The following is a 261-nucleotide window of genomic DNA, read 5'->3' as shown; positions in this document are numbered from 1 at the left end:
AGAAGAGCTTGAAGTGGCGCAGCTCGTCCGCGGCGATGTTCCGGCAGATCAGCTTCAGCACCGGCTCATCGGTGGAGTCCGCGATGGCGGCATAATAGGGGCTGGGGCCCGTCTCGACCATGCAGCGGGCGATCATCTCGCCGGTGCGCGAGCCGCGCGCCGACACGCCCTCTTGCAGGGGGATCTTGTAGCCGTCGCGGAAACGCTGGACCGCCTCCTCGAACCTGAAGGAGGGATCGGCCAGCTCGGCCCAACGGCCGA

Annotated in this window: 1 protein-coding gene; it reads right to left on the bottom strand. The window is 67.4% G+C overall.

Going from position 1 to position 261, the window contains the following annotated elements; all coding sequences use genetic code 11:
• Window positions 1-261 (bottom strand): hypothetical protein (locus JT719_RS24860; RefSeq protein WP_207436462.1); only part of this gene is annotated, 261 nt, incomplete at both ends.

The organism is Sabulibacter ruber (genome assembly GCF_017355955.1).
Lineage (GTDB): Bacteria > Bacteroidota > Bacteroidia > Cytophagales > Hymenobacteraceae > Nibribacter > Nibribacter ruber_A.
The sequence above is the reverse complement of the archived record's forward strand: the minus strand, read 5'-3'. Positions and strand labels throughout refer to the sequence as shown.